This window comes from Sphingopyxis sp. GW821-FHT10B01, assembly GCF_059415685.1.
In genome coordinates this window covers 202,767-222,600 of record NZ_JBWKNS010000006.1, presented here as the reverse complement: position 1 = coordinate 222,600, position 19,834 = coordinate 202,767, and the positions used below count along the sequence as shown (strand labels likewise).

20 protein-coding genes are annotated in these 19,834 nt (G+C 64.3%); 10 read left to right on the top strand and 10 right to left on the bottom strand.

Features of this window, described 5'->3' with window-relative positions; all coding sequences use genetic code 11:
* Positions 1-169 precede the first annotated feature (169 nt).
* The 5 genes from AC07NV_RS18465 (at position 170) to AC07NV_RS18445 (ending at position 5,004) form a co-directional block, all read left to right on the top strand.
* Positions 170-1,045, top strand: coding sequence for a TauD/TfdA dioxygenase family protein (locus AC07NV_RS18465; RefSeq protein WP_495167857.1), 876 nt, complete (start codon positions 170-172; stop codon positions 1,043-1,045).
* Between the two features lie 14 nt (positions 1,046-1,059).
* Positions 1,060-2,043, top strand: a complete 984-nt coding sequence (locus tag AC07NV_RS18460; protein ID WP_495167856.1) for an aliphatic sulfonate ABC transporter substrate-binding protein — start codon at positions 1,060-1,062, stop codon at positions 2,041-2,043.
* Positions 2,040-2,885, top strand: coding sequence for an ABC transporter permease (locus tag AC07NV_RS18455; RefSeq protein ID WP_495167855.1), 846 nt, complete (start codon positions 2,040-2,042; stop codon positions 2,883-2,885). Before AC07NV_RS18460 ends, AC07NV_RS18455 begins: the two co-directional genes overlap by 4 nt.
* 11 nt (positions 2,886-2,896) lie before the next feature.
* A complete protein-coding gene (locus tag AC07NV_RS18450) occupies positions 2,897-3,667 on the top strand; it encodes an ABC transporter ATP-binding protein (RefSeq protein WP_495167854.1) in 771 nt (256 codons plus the stop codon).
* 80 nt (positions 3,668-3,747) lie between these two features.
* Positions 3,748-5,004 (top strand): dicarboxylate/amino acid:cation symporter, encoded by a 1,257-nt coding sequence (locus AC07NV_RS18445; protein ID WP_495167853.1) that lies wholly within the window; start codon positions 3,748-3,750, stop codon positions 5,002-5,004.
* On the opposite strand, the gene AC07NV_RS18440 is transcribed toward AC07NV_RS18445, so the two are convergent.
* The 8 genes from AC07NV_RS18440 to phhA are packed head-to-tail and all read right to left on the bottom strand — an operon-like array spanning position 4,998 to position 12,467.
* Positions 4,998-5,750, bottom strand: coding sequence for a maleate cis-trans isomerase family protein (locus AC07NV_RS18440; protein ID WP_495167852.1), 753 nt, complete (start codon positions 5,748-5,750; stop codon positions 4,998-5,000). The two genes, AC07NV_RS18445 and AC07NV_RS18440, sit on opposite strands and share 7 nt — an antisense overlap.
* Before the next feature lie 10 nt (positions 5,751-5,760).
* Positions 5,761-6,669 carry a fumarylacetoacetate hydrolase family protein gene (locus AC07NV_RS18435; RefSeq protein ID WP_495167851.1) on the bottom strand — a complete coding sequence of 303 codons (909 nt, stop codon included), beginning with the start codon at positions 6,667-6,669 and terminating at the stop codon, positions 5,761-5,763.
* A 16-nt stretch (positions 6,670-6,685) separates the two neighbouring features.
* On the bottom strand, positions 6,686-7,819 hold the full coding sequence (locus AC07NV_RS18430; protein WP_495167850.1) for a cupin domain-containing protein: 1,134 nt from the start codon (positions 7,817-7,819) through the stop codon (positions 6,686-6,688).
* Positions 7,816-8,832, bottom strand: a complete 1,017-nt coding sequence (locus tag AC07NV_RS18425; protein WP_495167849.1) for a carbon-nitrogen hydrolase family protein — start codon at positions 8,830-8,832, stop codon at positions 7,816-7,818. Before AC07NV_RS18425 ends, AC07NV_RS18430 begins: the two co-directional genes overlap by 4 nt.
* Entirely contained in the window at positions 8,829-10,070 is a 1,242-nt protein-coding gene (kynU, locus tag AC07NV_RS18420; protein WP_495167848.1) for a kynureninase, read from the bottom strand. The genes AC07NV_RS18425 and kynU overlap by 4 nt, the downstream gene beginning before the upstream one ends.
* Complete coding sequence (gene kynB, locus AC07NV_RS18415) at positions 10,067-10,696, bottom strand: arylformamidase (protein WP_495167847.1); 630 nt, start codon at positions 10,694-10,696, stop codon at positions 10,067-10,069. The genes kynU and kynB overlap by 4 nt, the downstream gene beginning before the upstream one ends.
* The gene (locus AC07NV_RS18410) at positions 10,693-11,598 is read right to left on the bottom strand and encodes a tryptophan 2,3-dioxygenase (RefSeq protein ID WP_495167846.1); all 906 of its coding nucleotides are present in this window, start codon (positions 11,596-11,598) and stop codon (positions 10,693-10,695) included. The genes kynB and AC07NV_RS18410 overlap by 4 nt, the downstream gene beginning before the upstream one ends.
* A complete protein-coding gene (gene phhA, locus AC07NV_RS18405) occupies positions 11,595-12,467 on the bottom strand; it encodes a phenylalanine 4-monooxygenase (RefSeq protein ID WP_495167845.1) in 873 nt (290 codons plus the stop codon). Before phhA ends, AC07NV_RS18410 begins: the two co-directional genes overlap by 4 nt.
* Before the next feature lie 187 nt (positions 12,468-12,654).
* Between phhA and AC07NV_RS18400 the strand changes: the two genes are divergently transcribed.
* Together AC07NV_RS18400 and maiA are read left to right on the top strand one after the other, a co-directional pair.
* Positions 12,655-13,146 (top strand): Lrp/AsnC family transcriptional regulator, encoded by a 492-nt coding sequence (locus AC07NV_RS18400; RefSeq protein WP_495167844.1) that lies wholly within the window; start codon positions 12,655-12,657, stop codon positions 13,144-13,146.
* A 40-nt stretch (positions 13,147-13,186) separates the two neighbouring features.
* Positions 13,187-13,846 carry a maleylacetoacetate isomerase gene (maiA, locus tag AC07NV_RS18395; RefSeq protein WP_495167843.1) on the top strand — a complete coding sequence of 220 codons (660 nt, stop codon included), beginning with the start codon at positions 13,187-13,189 and terminating at the stop codon, positions 13,844-13,846.
* A gap of 6 nt (positions 13,847-13,852) precedes the next feature.
* Here the strand turns inward: maiA and AC07NV_RS18390 are convergent, their stop codons facing one another.
* The gene (locus AC07NV_RS18390; RefSeq protein ID WP_495167842.1) at positions 13,853-14,611 is read right to left on the bottom strand and encodes an AraC family transcriptional regulator; all 759 of its coding nucleotides are present in this window, start codon (positions 14,609-14,611) and stop codon (positions 13,853-13,855) included.
* 176 nt (positions 14,612-14,787) lie between these two features.
* On the opposite strand from AC07NV_RS18390, the gene AC07NV_RS18385 reads away from it, so the two are divergent.
* From AC07NV_RS18385 to AC07NV_RS18375, 3 genes are read left to right on the top strand one after another with little or no spacing between them, the layout of a single operon-like run.
* Entirely contained in the window at positions 14,788-15,741 is a 954-nt protein-coding gene (locus AC07NV_RS18385) for an alpha/beta hydrolase (protein ID WP_495167841.1), read from the top strand.
* Complete coding sequence (locus tag AC07NV_RS18380) at positions 15,738-16,316, top strand: FMN-binding negative transcriptional regulator (protein WP_495167840.1); 579 nt, start codon at positions 15,738-15,740, stop codon at positions 16,314-16,316. Before AC07NV_RS18385 ends, AC07NV_RS18380 begins: the two co-directional genes overlap by 4 nt.
* Entirely contained in the window at positions 16,313-17,320 is a 1,008-nt protein-coding gene (locus AC07NV_RS18375) for a histone deacetylase family protein (RefSeq protein WP_495167839.1), read from the top strand. Before AC07NV_RS18380 ends, AC07NV_RS18375 begins: the two co-directional genes overlap by 4 nt.
* Positions 17,321-17,374: 54 nt before the next feature.
* On the opposite strand, the gene AC07NV_RS18370 is transcribed toward AC07NV_RS18375, so the two are convergent.
* On the bottom strand, positions 17,375-19,561 hold the full coding sequence (locus AC07NV_RS18370) for a TonB-dependent receptor (RefSeq protein ID WP_495167838.1): 2,187 nt from the start codon (positions 19,559-19,561) through the stop codon (positions 17,375-17,377).
* Positions 19,562-19,834: the final 273 nt, after the last annotated feature.

Genomic DNA, 19,834 nt, shown 5'->3' with positions numbered 1-19,834 from the left:
TCTCTCTACCGCGATAGCGGCCCGCGTCCGAGCCGGACGCTTCCCTGAACCAGGTGCACCGCCGATTTTGGCGCCGCTGTTTACCACCATTTTCGGTGCCGCCCGGCGGTCGCCGGCCACATCGCCGCGCGTCTCGGCGCCGCGATATCAATTCAACAAGGAATTCGACATGACCGTCCAGACGCTCGAGCATAGCGAAACCGCCACCAAAGCCTTCGCCGTCACGCCGCTGCAGCCGAGCCTCGGCGCGCAGATCAGCGGTATCGATCTGGCGCAGCCGCTCGACCGCCCAACCTATGACGCGCTGCGCGCCGCGCTGCTTCAGTACAAGGTGCTCTTTTTCCGCGACCAGGATTTGACGCGCGAACAGCATATCGCGCTGGGCGCCGCGTTCGGCGATCTTGAAGAGCATCCGGTCTTTTCGCTGCCCGACTATCCGCAGATCCTGCCGCTGATCTCGCAGGAACTCAAAGGCAAATATCGCCAGTCGACCGACAGCAACTGGCACGCCGACACGACCTTCCGCACCGAACCCTCGGCGGCGTCGATCCTGATCCAGCGCGTCTCACCCTCGCTCGGCGGCGACACGGTCTTCGCCAATGCGGTCGCCGCCTACGAGACGCTCGACGAGGAAACGAAGGCGCGGATCGACGGCCTCACCGCCATCCACGACCCGAGCGTCTTCATCCAGTTCCTCGACACCGAGGAGAAGAAGGAGGCACTGCGTGCCAGCTTCCCGCCGGTCGAGCATCCCGTCGTGCGCATCCATCCCGAAACGGGCGAGAAAGTGCTCTACGTCAACTCGGTCTTCACGCGCTACATCGTCGGACTGCCCGAAGAGGAGAGCAAGGCACTGCTCGCGCGGCTCTTCGACCAGGTCAAGCGCCCCGAATTCCAGGTGCGCTGGAGCTGGCAGCCGGGCTCGATCGCCTTCTGGGACAATCGCGCGACGCAGCACTACGCCGTCCCCGACTATAGCGAGGCGCGCCACATGGAACGCGTGACGATCGTCGGCGACCGTCCGGTCGGCCCGAACGCCGCCTGATCGCGCTGCAGCAGATGACACTCTCCCTCACCCCTCTTCGCACGCTCGTCGCCGGCGCCTTTCTGTCGCTCGCGGCGTGCGGCGGCGCGGCCGACAACGGCACGACAATCAAGATCGGCGACCAACTCCACGCGCTCAAATCATCGCTCGACGTCTCGGGCGAAGCCAAGCCGGCGGATTACAAGATCGAATGGGCGAATTTCGTCGGCGGGCCGCCGATCATTGCGGCGCAGACGGGCGGATCGCTCGATGTCGGCTGGATGGCCGAAACCCCGCTGATCTTTGCGCAGGCCGCAGGTAGCCCGGTGAAGGTTGTCGCGGTCAGCAAGACAGTCGACGGCGGCGGCTCGCCCTATGCGCTGGTGGTGAAACCCGGCTCTCCGATCCGCAGCATCGCCGATCTCAAGGGCAAGTCGGTGTCGTTCATGAAAGGCACGGTGCTCCATTATTTCGTCGCGCGCCTGCTCGACAAACAGGGCCTGTCGCTGAAAGACATCAAGCCGGTGCAGGCAACGGGCTTCGGCACCGGACTGCTCGACAAGGGATCGGCCGACGCGATCACGATCGGCGAACCCTATCTGACGCAGGCACTCGATGCCGGGAAGGTGCGCGTGCTCGCCAGCGGCGCGCCGCCCAACACGCCGGGCTTCTTCTACCTCGTCGCCTCCGACGCGGCGCTCGCCGATCCGGTGAAGGCAAAGGCGATCGGCGATCTCGTCGCCCGCGCGGCGCGCGCGACGCGCTGGCAGCGCGAAAACCCGACCAAGGCTGCACCCGCGCTCGCCAAACGCTATAACGTCGATGCGGCAATCGCGGAAAAGATCATCACGCGCGCACCCGCCAGCTATGCGCCGATCAGCGACGCGATCGTCGCGGCGCATCAGGACGAGGCCGATCTCTTCTTCAAGGAAGGGCTGATCCGCAAGAAACTCGACGCGTCGCAGATCTTCGACAAACGCTACGACGCGATAGTCGCGGCACAGGAGGCCCAGAAATGAACGCGCCCACCCCAATCACCCTCGCGGGCGATCCCGGCCGGCTCGTCCAGCCCGTCGTCCGCCAGAAGGGAAACCGGTCGGAGCGCTTCTCTTTCGCGCGCCGCGCGACGGGACCGCTGATCATCGTCGCGCTGTGGGCGATCTCGACGAGCGCGGGGTGGATCGATCCGTCGATCCTCCCCTCGCCCGCCGGGCTCGTCGCGGGATGGCAGCAGCTCTGGACCGAACAGGCGCTCGCCTCGCAGATCGCGACCTCGCTTACCCGTGCGCTCGTTGGCGGCGCGGTGGGAATCGTCTTCGGACTGATCCTCGGCACCATTGCCGGGCTATCGAAACTGGGCGAGGAAGTGTTCGACGCGCTGCTCCAGATGCTGCGCACCATCCCGTTTCTCGCGCTCGTCCCGCTGTTCATCGTCTGGTTCGGGATCGGCGAGGCACCGAAACTCCTCCTCATCGCGCTCGCGACGATGTTCCCAATGTATCTCAACACCTATGCCGGCGTGCGCAACGTCGACCGCAAGGTGATCGAGGCGATGCGCAGCTTCGGGCTCGGCGGGCGCCGCCTGATCCTCGAGGTCGTGCTGCCGCTCGCGCTGCCGCAAATCTTCACAGGGCTGCGCTTCGCGCTCGGCGTCTCGGTGCTCGTGCTGATCGCGGCCGAACAGATCAACGCCTCGGCGGGGCTCGGCTATCTTCTCAACAGCGCGCAAATGTACCAGCAGGTCGACGTCATCCTGATCTGCATCGCCATCTACGCCGTGCTCGGCCTCGGCGCCGACTTGATCGTCCGCTCGCTCGAACGGCTGTTCATGCCGTGGCGCGCGGGCGTTGCCATCCGATAGGAGATTTATCGATGTCCGCCGTTATCTCGATCGACTTCGCCGCCGCCGAGCGCGTCGCCGCCCCCGACTTTTCGCACCGGCCGGTCGCGGTCGAGGTCAGCGATGTCAGCCGCAATTTCACCGGCACCAATGTCCTCGACAGCCTGAATCTGACGATCCACAGCGGCGAGTTCGTCGCGTTGCTCGGTGCATCGGGCAGTGGCAAGACGACCCTGCTGCGCATCCTCGCCGGGCTTGACGCCCCCGACGGCGGCGAAGCCTGGGTGCCCGAGGCGCGCACCGTCGTCTTCCAGGAACCGCGCCTCGTCCAGTCGAAGAGCGTGTGGAAGAATGTCGTGATCGGCCTGCCGGGCAAGCAGGCCTCACGCGAGCGCGCCGAGGCGGCGCTCGCCGAGGTCGGGCTCGATCATCGCACCGATGCCTGGCCCGCGACGCTGTCGGGCGGCGAGGCACAGCGCGCGGCGCTCGCGCGCGCGCTCGTGCGCGAACCGCGCCTGCTGCTGCTCGACGAGCCCTTTGCGGCGCTCGACGCGCTGACCCGGCTCAAGATGCAGCGGCTGATCGGCGAACTGTGTCAGGCGCATGGCCCCGCGACCCTGCTCGTCACGCACGATGTCGAGGAGGCGATCCTGCTCGCCGACCGCATCCTCGTGCTCAAGGAGGGGCAGATCGGCTTCGACACGCGCGTCCGCCTGCCGCACCCGCGCCGCGCCGGCGGCGAGGAATTCGACGCGCTGCGCGATACTTTGCTCGCCGAACTGGGCGTGCCACAGGCGCACTAGCGCGCCGTCAGCGAACCACAGCAAAGGCTTTGACCACCCCCGCATGCATCGGCATGCTGGGGTCAGGGGGATTTCGACTCATGGTGATTTCGCGCGCACGGGCCTGGGCCACGCGCATGCCCGGATCGGGCTGGATGATCGTCGCGCTCGTCGTCGGCTTTACGATCGGTACCTTTGTCGCGGCATCCTCGCCCGTGGTCGAGGCGGCGCAGCTGGTCGGCGGCATCTGGCTCGATGGGCTGCGCATGACGATCGTCCCGCTGATCTTCGCGCTCGTCGCGACCGGCGTCGCCAGCCTTGGCATGGGCGACCATCACGAAGCCGCACGGCTCGGGCGGCGCTTGCCCCTCGTCCTGACCGGTCTGCTGATCGTCTCTGCCGTGATCGGCGCTGTCCTTGTCCCGCCGATGCTCGGCGCGGTTACGATCGCGCCCGCCGATATCGCCGCGCTGCGCAGCGCCTTCCCGGCGCCGCCCGCACCGGCGGTGCCGGGTGCGGCCGAGGCGATACGCGCGATGATCCCGACCAATGTCGTCGCGTCGGCCGCCGAAGGCGCGGTCCTGCCGCTCGTCATCTTCGCGCTGGTGCTCGGCCTTGCGGTCGGCAAGATCGACCGCGACCGCGCCGAGGCGGTGATCCAGCCGCTGCGCGGGCTTGCCGATGCGATGATTATCGTCGTCGGCTGGGTGCTGCGCGTCGCGCCCATCGGCATCTTCGCGCTGGCGCTGGCGATCGGCGCGACGGTGGGTACAGCGGTGATCGCGATCCTCGCCCAATATATGACGATTTCGATTACCGTCACGCTGGTATTGATCGTCCTCGGCTATGCCATTGCGCGCTTCGCCGGGGGCGTCGCGCTCGGGCGGTTTGCCCGCGCCATGGCGCCGGCGCAGGCGATTGCGGCGAGCACCCAATCGTCGATCGCAACGCTGCCCGCGATGATGGTGAGCGCCGAGCGCATCGGGGTCGAGGAACGCGATGCCGCGGTCATCCTGCCGATGGCGGTCGCGACCTTCAAGATCACCGCGCCGTCGAACACCGTGATGATGGCGCTCGCGCTCGCGTGGATGGCAGGCATCGAAGTCTCGCCGCTGCAGATCGCGGTGGCGCTGCCGCTCGCCGTGCTGTCGTCGCTCGCCATCCTCGGGATGCCGGGGCAGATCAGCTTTTACGCGTCCGTGGCGCCGACCGCGATCGCCATCGGCGCGCCCATCGAGCTGTTGCCGATCCTGCTCGCGATCGACGTCATCCCCGACATGGTTCGTACCGTCGCCAATGTAACGCACGACGTCGCCGCGGCGGCGGCGATTGCGCCGCCCGCCGCGGTCGATCAATAGCGGCCCGACAGCAGCGCCCCTGCGCCCGGAACCTCGGCCCGCAGCCCCAGGCGCGTGAGCATCTGGTGCGCGGTGCAGATCGCCGCCGAGACGACGGGCAGGCCGATCGCATCCTCGATCTTCTGCACCGACGGCAGCGACGGCATCTGGACGCATGCCGACAGCACGAGCGCGTCGATGCCCGTCAGGTCGAGCCTTTTATAATGGTCGAGCAGGTTGGCCGGGTCCTGCGCAGCAACCTCCAGATTGTCCGGAATTTCCAGTGCAAGCCAGTCGCTTACCTCAATATCTTCATTCTGAATGTAGGAAACGACCATCTGCGTCAGCGGCTTCATATAGGGTGCGACGAGCGCAATGCGCTTCGCCTTCAGCGCCGCCAGCCCCTCGATCAGCGCTCCGGCGCTGGTGACGACGGGTGCGGCACGCCCATTCTCGACCGTCCGCTGGTGCAGCCGCGCCTCCGACACGCGATGATAGCCCTCGCCCATGCTCATGATCGCGACGAGGCAGGCATAACCGAGCACATCGACCGCGGCGTCGGACAATTCGAGCGCGCAGCGATCGGAATCGGCATCCATCGCCGCGAGTTCTTCCTTCGTCACCTTCTTCATCCGCATCCGCGACGAATGGAAAGTGAAACGCTCGGGCGCGATGCTTTCCCTTGCGCGGAGCAACGCAGGGATTTCTGTTTCCATCGTGACGTTCGAGCTGGGCACGATCTGCCCGATGCGGATGGGTCGTGTCATTGGCCGCTCCTCAGACCGCGATGATCGGATTGCGCAGCGTGCCGATGCCCTCGACGGTGCATTCGACGACGTCACCCGGCCACATGAATTCCTGCGGCGACCGGCCTGCGCCGACCCCCGCGGGCGTGCCCGTCGCGATGATATCGCCAGGTTCGAGTGTCATCACGCTCGAAATGTCGGCGATTAACTGGTTGATATTGAACAACATGAAGCGCGTATTGCTGTTCTGCTTCTCCACGCCGTTCACATGCGTCAAGATATTGAGATTATGCGGATCGCCGATTTCGTCGGCTGTGACGATGCACGGCCCCATCGGCGCGAAGCTGTCCTGCCCCTTCGACACGATCCACTGCCCGGCGCGGCGGCAGTCGCGCGCCGACACATCGTTGATCACGGTGTAACCGAACACATGGTTCAACGCGTCGCCTTCGGCGACACCGCGCGCGGTGCTGCCGATGATCACCGCCAGCTCGGTTTCCCAATCGAGCTGCTGCGTCACCTTCGCATTGTGGCGGATCGGATCGCTCCACGCGACGACCGCGGTCGGCGGCTTCGAGAAGATCACCGGCTGCTGCGGCAGTTCGTTCGACGTGTCGAGCGAACGCGCCGATTCAGCGACATGCTCGGTATAGTTGAGACCGATTCCGAAGATATTCTTGCGCGGTCGCGGGATCGGCGCGAGCAAGGTCGCATTGCCCTCGGGCAGCGAGGTGCCGATCAGGTCGGCCGTGGTCGCCGCCGCAACGGCGTCCCGAAGAAAGCGGAGCGCGATTGGCCCCAAGTCGATGAAATCGAGCATCGTCGAGGGCAGGTCGTGCCCGATCGCATCGCCGAAATATTCGACGTCGATCACGAGCCCGTCGTGGAGAAGGCCGAGCCGCGGTTCGGTCAGGGCCGTGCGATAAGTCACGAAGCGCATAGATAGTCCTGTCTGCTCAGGCGGGCTGGTGGCCGCCATTGTCGGAATAGGGTTCCTCGATCCGGACGCCGAACGCCTCCATCACGGGAAAGTCGTTGAACGAGAAGAGGAAGGCCTCTTCGGAAGGATCGAGATTGACATGTTCGTGCCACACCCACGCGGGCACGCAGAAAATGTCGTGCGTGCCCCAGTCGAAGCGCTCGCCGCCGATGATCGAATAGCCGCGCCCGCTCGCGACATTATAGACGACATTGCCCGTGTGGCGGTGCGCTTTGCCGCGGAATCCGGGTTTGAGAAGCTGCATATGCGCACCCATCGTCTGGAGCGCCCAGCCGCCGGTCAGCGGGTTCGAATAGCGCACCATATGCCCATCGAACGGCGTGCCGTCGGACACTTTGGCGAGGTTCCACAACGCGTCGCGCGTCGCTTCCCAGCGATAGACCATCACCGGCGAATAAGGCTTCTCCCACGTCGGAACGCCCTCGGGCCGCAGCCCCGCGCCGCCATAGCTCAGCGGCAGGTCGTCGGCGGGGAACGCCGCGGTCTGCGCGGGTTGGTCATAGACCGCATAGAAATTGGTCTCGAGGCTGTTCATCAGCGGAATGTCGAGCCCGTCCTGCCAGATCGACACCTCGCCGTCGGCGACGACGCCATGGTCGTGCCAGGCGCCGTTCGGGGTCAGCACATAATCGTTGGCGCCAAGCGTGATGCGGTGCCCGTCGACGACGGTATAGGCACCCTTCCCTTCCATGATGAAGCGGTGCGCCGACGCAGTGTGGCGGTGCGCGGGGGTGATCTCGCCGGGGCGCATCGCCTGCATCCCGCTGAACAGCCAACCGCACACCGCGACATTCTCGCGCCCTGCGTCGCTGTCGTTGAGCAGGGTCACGACGCGGCGCCCGGCTTCCTCGGGCTTCACCAAATCGAGCGCGCGCAGGCACATGCCGCGCATCTCGGCATAGCGCCAGAGCGTCGGGCGATAGCGCGTCTCGGGCTCCCACGGCTCGATCGCATTGGCGCGCTTCCAGAAGGCGCCTGCATTGCGCGCCGCAAGCTCTTGATAAAAGGCTTCGAGTTCGGGCGTGTCGGTCACACGCGCGCGGCCGAGCACATCGTCGCGCGGGTCGATGATCGTGGAATTTTCCGTCATGACGGCTCCTCCTCGTCCGGATCGACGGGCTGCGGCTCGTCGACAAACAGGGCCGACGCGCGGGGAGTCCGGTCGACAGTCAGGTTGAAGATGTCGAAGCGGTTATAGCCGCCGATGATGTCGTGCATCAGCTTGGGCCGGATACACTCGCCAAGGTCGATATCGGCATAGACGATGCCCTCATCGTCGATCAGCGCCTCGCCCACCAGATTGCCGTGCGGGTCGATCACGCCCGAAAAGGCGCTGTTCGGCCGCGACAGCAGCTCGCGGTTTTGCGGGCGCCCTTCGGACATCGCCGCGATGATTTCCTCGCTTACCGCCGAGCAGGCGACGATCGTGAACACCTTGCCTTCGAAGCTGTGCGCGGTGGCGCGGATCTTGATCGCCTCGGCCATATTATACGACGCGGGCGCGACGGGCAGCGCGATATAATTGGCAACATGGACCAGCTCGCCCTGCGACAGCAAAGCGAAGCGCGCGAGCGTGTTGGTATTCTCGCCGCATGCCAGCGTCCCGAGCGGCCCGACCGGCGTATCGTAGACGCGGATCGAGCTGCCATCGCCGCCCGCCCAGGTCAGTTTCTCGGCCCAGGTCGGCACCAGCTTGCGATGCCGCCCGAGCAGGCTGCCGTCGGCACCGATGATCAGATTGGTGTTATAAAGCGTGCCGACGCTCACCGGATCGCGTTCATTGATACCGATGACGACGGTGCAGCCATGATCGCGCGCCGCAGCGCACAGCGCGGCGACCTCGGGGCCGTCGATCAGGAGCGAGGCGCGATAGAGGCGCTCGTGCCACTCGGCGCCCTCGATCGGCGTCATCAGCCAGTTCCAATAAGGATAGGCCGAAACGAACACCTCGGGGAAAGCCACAAGCTGCGCGCCGTTGCCCGCGGCCTCGGCGATCAGCGCGCACGCCTTGTCGACGGTGCGCGCCGTATCGAGGAAGACCGGCGCGGCCTGCACCGCGGCAACGCGCGATTGGGGCAGAAAGGGGGCCGACATGTCGCTCATGTCACCGCCGCCCGCTGGTGATATTGCGGCTTGTCCCACGCGCGCGTCGCACAGACCCTTTCGAGCCGCTCGACGGTTTCGACGATGTCGCGATAACGCAGGTAAAGCGGCGTCAGCCCGAAACGCAGGATGTCGGGCGCGCGGAAGTCGGCAATGACTTCGAATTCCTTGAGCGCCTGCACGATCTGGTAGCCCTGCGGATGCGCATAGGCGACCTGACTGCCGCGCTCGGAATGACCCTGCGTGCTCACCAGTTCGAAGCCGTAGGCCTCGCACAAAGGCTGCATCTGCTCGATGAACAGGTCGCCGAGCGCGAGCGACTTGCGACGGATTTCTGCCATGTCGGCTTCGAGCATCAGGTCGACGCCCACCTCGAGCGCCGCGAGCCCGAGCACTGGCGGGGTACCGCACTGAAAGCGTTCGATTCCCGCGGCGGGGTCGTAATCTTCCTCGAACGCGAAGGGCCGTGCGTGACCGAACCAGCCTGACAGCACCGGCGTCGCGCCATGGTGCCGCGCCGCCGCGAACAGAAAGGCGGGTGCGCCGGGGCCACCGTTGAGGAACTTGTATCCGCAGCCGATCGCAAAATCGGCGTTCGCGCCATTCAGGTCGACCGGGATCGCGCCCGCGCTATGGCTGAGATCCCAGACGACGAGCGCGCCGACGTCGTGCGCGCGCTTGGTGATCGCCGCCATGTCGCGGACACGACCCGATTTGTAATGGACCTGCGTCAGCAGCAGCACCGCGACGTCCTCATCCAGCGCATCGACGATCGTGTCGGGCACCACGGTGACCGCCTTCACGCGTCCGCCCGAAAAGGCCTCGATCCCCTGCATCATATAGACGTCGGTCGGAAAGTTCGTCGCTTCCGACAGAATGACTCCACGCTCACGCCGTAACGAAAGAGCGGCCGTGAGCGCCTTGAAAATATTCACTGAAGTCGAATCGGTCGCGACGATCTCGCCCGCGTTGGCGCCGATCAGGCGCCCGATCTTGTCCCCGATCCGCCGCGGCGCGGTCGACCATTCGGCGCCGAGCCAAGAGGTAATCAGCCCCTCGCCCCATTCACCGCCGACAACCTCGGCGAGCCGGTTGCCCGTCGCCTTGGGCAAGGCCCCGAGCGAATTGCCGTCAAGATAGAGGAGGCCTTCGCGAAGCTGGAAACGGTCGCGGAAAGGCGCGAGCGGATCGGTGGCATCGAGCGCCGGCACATCGGCGGCAAACATCGTGTCGGTCATGCGATTTCCCTCAAAATTGCGCGCACCGGGCTGGCGTCGGCGCCCACGATACGCAGCGGCAGCGCGACAAGCTCATATCGGCCGGGTGGCACGTCATCGAGCACGAGGCCCTCCAATATCCGCATATCGGCCGCCCTGACCGCCTGATGCGCGTCGAGTGTCTTCGATTGTTCGGGGTCGAGCGACGCCGCGTCGGTGCCGATCAGCCGCACACCGATCTCGCCAAGCCGAGTGATGACATCGCTGGCAATCGCGGTGAAATCCGAGTCCCACTGGTCGTGCGGGAAGTGCTCATAGGTCCGCAGCAGAACGCGTTCGCTGCCTTCGATCGCATCCCAGTCGATATCGGCAATCTCGACGCGTCCGCGTGCGTGGCGCATGTCGAGCAGCACGCAAGGCCCGATATAGGCACCCAGATCGCAGTCGGCCGACGACGCGCCGTCATTGGCGTAGTGCAACGGCGCGTCGCCGTGTGTGCCCGCGTGGAGCGGCGTGAACATGCCGCCGACATTGACCGGGCAGCCGTCGCCGATCACCGCATGGCTGTGGAGCGCGAACGCCGGCTCGCCCGGCCACACCGGCACCGCGGCGTGGAGCGGCTGCGAAATGTCCCAGATGCGGGTCATGCGCCTGCTCCTCCACCATAGTCGCCGCCTTCACGCGGCGCCGCCATGCGCGTGCGCATCGACCAGAGTTCGGGGAAGAAGCTGAGGTCCAGCGCCTTGACCAGATAATTGACCCCGGACGAACCACCGGTCCCCGGCTTGTGCCCGATCACGCGCGCGACGGTCTTCATGTGTTTGAAGCGCCATTCCTGGAAATAATATTCGAGCGCGGTGATCTTTTCGGCCAGCGTGTAGAGGTCCCAATGCGCGTCGACATCGGTGTAGATTTTCAGCCAGGCGTCCTCGACCGCTTCCGACGCCGCATAGGGCTTGGTCCAGTCACGCTCGAGCGTGTCCGCCGGAATGGCAAAACCGCGCCGCGCGAGCAGCCGCAACAGTTCGTCATAAAGCGACGGCGCCTCGAACGCCGCGCGCAACCGGGCCGTGGCCGCGGCGTCGTCCTTGTGGACGATCATCATATCTTCGCGTTTGTTGCCGAGCAGATATTCGAGCTCGCGATATTGTTGCGACTGGAACCCCGACGCACGGCGCAGGAAACCGCGGAAGGTCAGGAAATCATGCGGGGTCAGCGTCGCGAGCACTTCCCAGCTATGGATCATATGCCGCTGGATCGTCGCAATCCGGTCGAGCCCCTTGCCGGCGATCTCGAGCCGGTCGGCCTTGATCGCATCAAGAACCAGCCGCCCCTCGTGCAGCACCAGCTTGATCCACAGCTCCATCGTCTGGTGCATGATGATGAACAGCATCTCGTCGGGCTTGTCCGACACAGGGACCTGCGCCGACAAGAGCTGCGCGGTCTGCAGGTGCCGCGCATAGGTCAGGCCATTGTCCCACTGGATCGTCTCGCCGTCGATCTCGGTCTCGAAAATGTCGGTGCCGCCGTCGCTCGTCTGCCTGATCATAGGGATACCTCTCCGCTTGCCGGCGCGGCCGGCAGGTGCCCTTCATAGGCGACATCGCCGCGCCAGGCATCTCCGGGTTCGAGCGCCGCTTCGCCCGCGATTTTCCGGTAGACGCTCGCAAAGTCGGTTTCCTCGGTCGCGCGCAGCAAGTCCCCGAAGCCCGCAACGACGAAATAGGTCTGCTGGAATTCATCGAAATGATATCGCGTCCGCATCACGCGCTCGATATCGAGCCAGATGCGCCGCGGCTCGGGCGCGGTCAGCGCCGATAGCGTTTCGGCGAAACTCGACATCAGGCCGCCGCCAAAGGCGCGCAATTCGCCATCCTCGACCACCAGCCCGAACTCGACCGTGTAAAGCCACAACCTTCCGAGAAAGTCCGATGCCCCCAGCTTCTCGGCGCGCAGCCCTGCCTCGCCATAAGCGACGAGAAAGTCCGAGAAGGCCGGATCGGTCAGCATTGGAACGTGCCCGAATATGTCATGAAACATATCAGGCTCTTCACTGTATGCGATCTGCTCGGGAGGGCGGACGAAGTTGGCAGCCGGAAAGCGCTTGTTCGCAAGATGCTCGAAAAAGGGGGTGTTCGGGATCCAGCCGGGCACCGCGACCACCTCCCACCCCGAAGCGGGCTTCAGCAACGCATTGAGCTCGGCGAAGTCGGGAACCCCGGGCTCGAGCTGGCGGAGGATGTCGAGACCTTCGAGAAACGACCGGCACGCATAGCCATCGAGCGCTGCGGACTGCCGGTCGAACAAGCTCCGCCAGGTTTCGTGCTGCTGCGCCGTAAAGGAGCGCCAGTTTTGCGGCATCGTCCAATCGGCCGCGACACCTTCGGGCGGTGCATCGAAAATATGTGTCGCGGCCATCGGTCTCTCTCCAAACCTTCGACCGTGAAACTAGCGTGTGCACACGCAAACATTGTGCGGATTTCAGGTTGGCAGGTCGATAAAATTTCAATTTTGTTCTGCCATTCGCATGATTTGCAGGATGATATTCTTTCAATTATGACTCCACCATCGCGTTTACGCGCAAACCCGATTCAGGACGGAACGCATGGACAGGCTCGACTGGAAGATCATTGCAGCACTCGAAAGCGACGGCCGGCAATCCTATGCCGAATTGGGCGAGCAGGTCGGCCTGTCCAAATCGCCCTGCTGGTCGCGGGTGAAAAACCTCGAGGAAAGCGGCGTGATCGAAGGTTATGCCGCGCGACTCGACCCCATCGCGCTTGGGCTTGCGGTGCAGAGTTTTGTCGAGGTGCAGATCCGCTTCGACGCGCATACCGAATTCGAGGCGGCCGTGCTGGCACACCCCGCTGTCGTCGAATGCCACACCACCGCGGGGGAGAGCGATTATATGCTCAAGATCTTCTCTAGATCGGCCGACCATCTCGACGAATTGCTGCGACACAATCTGTCAAAACTGCCCGGAGTTCAGCGGCTGAAGACCGTCGTGTGTCTCAAGACCATCAAGCGTCAAGGCAACCTTGCCGAATGGGCGCGAACGACCGAGGGTCGCGCACGCGCGCCCGCATCTTTCGACTAGCGCTGTTGCGGTGGCGACGGCCACATCTTACTCCTGCCCCATGACCGAAATCCTCCTCCACGGCTTCTGGCGTTCCAGCGCCGCCTATCGCGTCCGTATCGCGCTCGGACTCAAAGGCCTTGCCTGCAGACAGCGACAGCACGACCTGCTCGCGGGTGAACAGCATAGCGAAAGCTATGTGGGTATCGCGCCCCACCATCTCGTCCCCGCGCTCGAATATGATGGCCAGGTGCTGATCGAGAGCCCCGCGATCCTTGAATGGATCGATGCAAGATGGCCGGAGCCGCCACTGCTTCCGCAAGATATCGACGATGCGGCGGTGGTCCGCAGCATGGCGGCACTCATCGCCTGCGACATCCACCCGCTCAACAATTTGCGCGTGCTGAACGCGATCCGCGGCGATTTCGGAGCAACCAATCCGCAGGTGAAGACATGGATCGCGCGCTGGATCGGCGAGGGCTTCGCGGCGCTCGAAACCCTCGTCGCGCGGCATGGCGGAACATTTGCCTTTGGCGACACGCCGACACTGGCGGACTGCTATCTGGTTCCGCAACTCGACAGCGCCGAGCGATACAAGACGGACCTGAGCCCTTTCCCGCGGATTCGCGCGGCTGGCGAAGCGGCCCGGGCGTTACCGGCCGTCTCGGCCGCTCGCCCTGAATTGCAGGACGGCGCTCCGGAACGCAGCCCGCCGGCATAACTTCCGTCAGTGTTTCAGATACTGGCTCGGCGGCACACCGAACGCCCGGCGGAACATTGCGGCAAAGCCGCTGGGGCTGTCATAGCCGACGTCATAGGTGACCTGTGTGATCGACGCGCCCGCCGCGAGCAGCGAGAGCGCCTCCATCAGCCGCACCTGCTGCCGCCAGACGGCAAGGCCCATCCCCGTTTCCTGCTTGAAGGTCCGAGTAAAGGTCCGCCGTCCCATCGCCGCGAGCGCCGCCCAGTCATCGATATCGCGCGGGTCGGACGGATCGGCGATAATCGCGTTGCATACACGAAGCAGGCGCGGATTGGACGGCATCGACACCTGATAGGGCGCGTTCGGCATCCGCCCGATCTCGTCGAGCAGCAGCGTGATGATCTGCCCCTCGCGCCCGTTGACGTCGTAAAGCGCCGGAAAGTCGACGACCTCGAGGATCAGCGATTTGACGAGGTGCGACACCTCGAACACGCGGCACGCCTTGTCCTGCTCGCCACGCCCGCATGGCAAATACAGCGTGCGAAGCGACACCGGGCCGCGGCATGCGACCTCGTGCCGCGTACCTGCGGGCAGCCACACGGCGCGCTGCGGTGGGATCACGAAACTGGTCTCGGGCGTGCGCACCGACATCACCCCGGCCGACGCATAGAGGATCTGGATATGGTCATGACTGTGCATCGGGTCGATGAAGCCCCCAGGATATTCGTCCTGCAGGGCAATGACGGGACGATCGTTCGTCAGAACATCAAGGCTATGCTTCATGGCCCAATCCTCGCAAATCTTAGTCAACTGCACGATATAGGCCGCGCATGCGCCTGACCAGCAAAGATGCGGTCACTGGCCTGTCCTGCGCGGTGATTGGCCCAATCGGGCGATAGGGTCAGCGGTGTAAAAGCTATCAGGCGATCAAGGATCGTTTCGAGAAGGAAGTGCCAAATATGTCAAAGGGCTTGAGCGCCGTGCAGGACGATATGGCCGACCCCGATATTCGGCGCTTTGTCGACGCCATCAACGCGGCCTATGCCGAGCATGGCGCATCGGCGGGCGCAAGCATGGCGACGCGCCGCCAGGTCGCCGAACGCGTACGCAAGCCCTGGCGCGAAGATGGCCCGATAATGGCAACAAGCCATGAAATGGATATGGGCGGCGTCCGCCTGCGGCTTCATCGCCCGGTCGCGGACGAAAAGCTGCCCGTGATGCTCTATATCCACGGCGGCGGCTGGATGTTGTTCAGCATCGACACGCACGACCGGTTGATGCGCGAATATGCGGCGCGCGCCGGCATCGCCGTGCTTGGGATCGATTACAGCCTGTCACCCGAAAGCAAGTTTCCGGTGGCGCTGGAGGAATGTGCCGCCGCGCTCGACTGGATCGAGGCACAGGCGGACGCGCTGAACCTCGATGCCGGGCGCGCGCTGATCGGCGGAGATTCCGCCGGCGCCAACCTCTCGGTTGCCACGTGCCTGCTTCAGCGCCAGCGCGGCCGGCCGCTACCGATCGCGATGCTGCTCAACTACGGTGCTTTCGCGCCCGAACGCACGCCGAGCTATGCGCGCTTTGGCGACGACTATTCGCTCGAAGCCGACGAAATGGACGCCTTCTGGGCAGCCTATGTCGATGGCCCCGAACAGCTCGCCGATCCGCTGGTCGCGCCGCTGCGCGCCGACCTGACCGATCTGCCCCCCGCCTTTCTCGCTATCGCCGAGTGCGACATATTGGCCGACTGCAACGATAGCTTTGCCCGCAAACTCGAAGCGGCCGGCGTGCCCACGCACGCGGTGACCTATCGCGGCGCGACGCACAGCTTCCTCGAGGCGGTATCGATCGCCCCCCTTGCCGATCGCGCGTTCGACGAACAGTCGGCATGGATCCGTGATATTGTCGGGGCATGACCACGCCATACGAACCACGCAACGCCGCCGACATCCGGCAACTGATCGCCGACTATCCGCTTGCCTGGCTGATATCGGGGAATTTCCATGCCAGCCCGCTGCCGCTGATCGCAGAGACCGACGACAGCGGCGCGGTCGTCGCGCTGTTCGGCCATTGCGCGCTGCGCAATCCGCTCGTCGCGGGTTTCAGGGCGGACCCGCGCGGCCTCATCCTGTTCAACGGGCCGTCGGCCTATGTCCCGACCGGGTTGCTTTCAAAGCCCGACTGGGCGCCGACGTGGAATTATGCCGTGCTCCGCTTCACAGTCGAGGTCGAGTTCGTTGGCGCCGAGACGCGTGAAGCCATCGAACGGCTCGTGGCCAAAATGGAAGGCGGCGGCTGGTCGACAGAAAGCTTGGGGCCGCGCTATGAAAGAATGCTCGACCAGATCATCGCCTTTCGCGCGCACGTCCGCTCGGCCGAGCACAGCTTCAAGCTCGGGCAGGACGAAAGCCCGCAGGGCTTTGCCGAGATTGTCGCGGGTCACACCAACCGGACGCTCGTGAAATGGATGGAAGGACAGGCCAAAAGGTGAAGCTTTTTTTCGACGATCGCCAGACCACCCATGCCCCCTTGCGCGAACTGCACAATGGCGACTGGGTGCCCTATGCCGAAAATGTCGAGCGCCCGCGTTCGATCGTCGCGCAATTCACCGACTGGAATCCGGTCCGCGATTTCGGCATGGCACCGCTTCTCGCAGTCCATGACCCCGATTATCTCGCGTTCCTCGAGCGTGCGCATCGCGAATGGCTGGCGGCGGGACGGAATGGTGACGCCATCGGCTACACCTTTCCGGTCAGGCGCCGACGACCACTGAACTTCGGACGCATCGACGCCGACCTCGGTGCCTACAGCTATGACGCCGGGACGCCGATTGCCACCGGCACATGGGAATCGGCCTATTGGTCGGCGCAATGCGCGCTGTCGGCGCTCGATGATCTGGCGGCCAGCGATGCACGCCACGTCTTCGCGCTATGCCGGCCGCCCGGCCACCATGCCGGACGCGATTATATGGGCGGCTATTGCTACCTCAACAACGCCGCCATCGCGGCACGCGAAGCGCATCGGCGCGGCTTCGGGCCGGTCGCGGTGCTCGACGTCGATTATCACCACGGCAACGGGACGCAGGATATCTTCTATGACGATCCCGATGTCTTCTTCGCCTCGATCCACGCCGACCCGCACACCGACTATCCCTTTTACTGGGGCCATGCCGACGAGACCGGCGAAGGTGCGGGAGCGGGAACCACGCTCAACCTCCCCCTCTCCCGCGGCACCGATGGAGCGAGCTATGCACCGGCGCTGGAAACGGCACTGAGTGCGATTTCGAACTGGGGGGCGCGGTATCTGATCATCTCTTTCGGCGCCGACACGCACAGCAGCGACCCGATTTCGAGCTTCGCGCTCGAACGCGAGGACTATGTCGCGCTGGCCCGACGCATCTCCGCGCTGGGCGTCCCGACGCTGATCGTGATGGAGGGCGGCTATGCCGTCGGCGATCTCGGCAAAAACGTCGCCGCTTTTCTCTCGGGCTTCTGAAACGACAAAAAGGGCCGCCCCGCTCAAACCGAGCGAGGCGGCCCCTTTTTGTCCTCAATTCAGGCTGAAGCGCACGCTCGCACCGACCGTACGCGGCCGCACGACCGAGCCCGCGAACGAGAAGGGCGCGTTCAGGATGCCATATTGGTTGAACAGATTCTTCGCGAACAGGCTGAGTTCGATCCGGTCGCTCACCGTGACCGACGCATTGAGATCGATGATATTGAAATCCCCCTTCTCGAGCGTCGAGCCGAATGCAACAGGCGCGGCCGACATATAGCGGTGCGACAAGCCGATCCGCGGCTTCAGCGGCGAATCCGGGAAGGTCAGGTCGACCGAGTTCGACAATATCCATTCGGATGCCCCCGGAAGCCGCGAGCCCTTGGCATAACCGCCACCGGGCGCAAAGCTGTCGGGCAACAGCGACGACAGCCGCGCATCGTTGTACGAGACGTTCGACGCGAAGGTCAGGCCACGCGTCGGGCGCAATGTCAGGCTGAGTTCGACCCCGTCGATGTCGGCACCGCCGCCATTGACGGTGTAGGCGCGGGTATCGGGGGTGAAGAGGCGCGCCTGGATATTGCCCCAATCGATATGATAAGCCGTCAGATCGACCGACAGCGTGCCGTCGATCAGGTCGAAGCGCGTGCCGATTTCATAGTTTTTGGTCGTGTCGCTGCCGAACGATTGCGGCAGGTTTGGATAGGGCAATGCAAAGACGTTGAGGCCACCGATACGGAAACCCTCCGAATAGAGCGCATAGACCATGAAATCGTCGTTGGGTTTGAAGGTCAGCGACGCCTTGGGAATGAAATCGGACTGTTTGTCGGCATCGGGCGCATAGTTGAACGCTGGAACCAGATCGACGTTGGGCGCCAGCGTCGCCTGCGAGCGGGTGCGATATTCGAACACGCGTCCGCCAAGGGTCAGGGTAAGCTGATCGACGATTTCATAGTTGATTTCGCCGAAAATTGCCTTTTCGGTGACATGGTTGCGATAGGTCGAGCGGCTGGTGAAATCGTCGGGCGTGATCACGCTGCTCGGCTGGCCGCCGAATTGGCCCGGGTTGGCATCGACATAGTCGGCGATGCCTTCGAGCTGAAGCCGGTCGTTGCCGAACCCGCGCAGGCGCGTGTAGTTTGCGCCGAGCAGCCAGCGGAGGCGGCCGCCGTCGGGCGATGCAAGCCTGAGCTCGCCATATTCGGTCTTCGAATTGCCGAACCCGATGCCAACGAGCGGAGTACCGGTGCGCGGATCGAAGGCACCAAGGCCATAATCGAAGCGCGAACTCGCTTTCTTTTTCGTATAGCTGCCGACCGCAGTCAGCGTCGCAAAGCCCAGATCCTGCTCGGCCCGCAGGCTGTGCATCTGGAAATCGCTGTCCTGATATTCGCTGACGGTGTTCGGGCGCGTGTAATTGCGGCCCGGCGCAATGAAGACATAGGTCTGATCGTCGAGATCATATTCCTGATACATGCTGAGCAGCGAGATGCGCGTCGTTTCGGTCGGGGTGAAGACGATCGAACCACGAAGGCCGCGCACGCGCAGATCGTTGCTGCCCTTTGTGCCCGTACCCGGGCTGTCGAGGAAACCCGCGTCGAAACGCTGCAGCGCGACAAGGCGCACGGCGAGCTTGTCGGTGATCAGCGGCGCGTTGACCATGCCCTTCACCGCATAACCGATCTCGCCGGCACGCTTGGTCGTCGACACCATTCCCTCAAAGCCTGCATCGAAGCGGGCGGGGTCGGCTTCGTTGACGACATAGTTAATCGCGCCGCCAAGCGACGACGATCCGAACAACGTCCCCTGCGGCCCGCGCAACACCTCGACGCGGCTGACGTCGAAGGCATCGACATCGGGAATGACGAGCGGGAAGCCGGGTTCGCCGAGCGGCAATTCGTTGAGATAATAGCCCGTCGTCGCCTGGTTCGCCTCATGATAGGTCGATGAGGCGATGCCGCGGATGACGACTTCGGACACGCCCGGCTGATAATCGTTGAACACCACGCCGGGGACGCGGGTGATATAGTCCGAGAGACTCTGGGCATTGAGTTTTTGCAGCGTCGCTTCGCTGACGGCGCTAACCGAACCGCTGACGTCACGCACCGACTGTTCGCGCTTGGCTGCGGTGACGACGATCTCGTTGTCGTCTGTCTCCTGCGCCAGTGCGACCGTCGCCTGACCCAGCGCCAGAACGGAAATCCCGCATGCGGCGACGCGTCTGATCGATGCAAACCCCATTTTTGCCTCCCTTATTGATATTGCCTGTCGGTAAGAAAATCCGATGCTCAAGCTATCATGCGAAACTGGCGTGACGGCGATGGTCGGGCCAGTTTCCAGCCGGATCGGGCCAGCACGACGACGCAAGAAAGCGCGGTTTAGCAGGGGCTTCCAGCCAATTTGCCCGATCGATGGATTGGGCGGCCTGATCGGCGCAGTAAGCCATCCGGCACGACATACACTGGACGCGACATCCCAGCGCGTCAAAAGAGGGTCGGCATGCACAGCATCGAG